General features: G+C 42.4%; 1 pseudogene. It reads right to left on the bottom strand.

Annotated elements, in window-relative coordinates:
* A pseudogene (locus tag AC6UD1_RS06975) lies at positions 1-788 on the bottom strand (hypothetical protein); the annotation flags it as partial.

Genomic DNA, 788 nt, shown 5'->3' on the forward strand with positions numbered 1-788 from the left:
CTATTTGATTCGCTACCGCTTAATGAAGTACTGCCACTCTTGCTAGTAGATTCGCTTAAGCTATCACTGGTGCTTACAGATTCACTCTTAGTTGAGTCGATTTCACTCATTGAGGTGCTGGTTGATTCGCTATCACTTAAGGAAGCACTGTCGCTCTTACTAGTAGAAGTACTTTGGCTATCACTCGTACTTACGGAATCACTCTTGGTTGAGTTGCTTTCGCTCATTGAAGTGCTATTTGATTCGCTACCGCTTAATGAAGTACTGCCACTCTTGCTAGTAGATTCGCTTAAGCTATCACTGGTGCTTACGGAGTCACTCTTAGTGGAATCACTTTCACTCATTGAAGTGCTGGTCGATTCACTATCACTCAATGAAATAGAATCACTCTTGCTTGTGGACTCGCTTAAGCTGTCACTGGTACTTACTGATTCACTCTTAGTTGAGTTACTTTCACTCATTGAAGTGCTCTTTGATTCACTACCACTCAATGAAGTGCTGTCACTCTTGCTTGTAGAAGTGCTCTGACTATCACTCGAACTTACAGAGTTACTCTTACTTGTTGAGTTTTTATTACTAGTTGATTGGCTTTCACTTGTTGAAGTGCTTCCGCTCTTGCTAGTAGAAAGGCTATTACTCATTGAAGTGCTAGTTGATTCGCTACCGCTTAATGAGGTACTGCCACTCTTGCTTGTAGAAGTGCTCTGCCTGTCACTTGCACTTACAGAGTCACTCTTAGTAGAATCGCTTTCGCTCATTGAGGTGCTAGTTGACTCACTGCCACTCAA

This window comes from Fructilactobacillus sp. X8R1C1, from assembly GCF_059900945.1.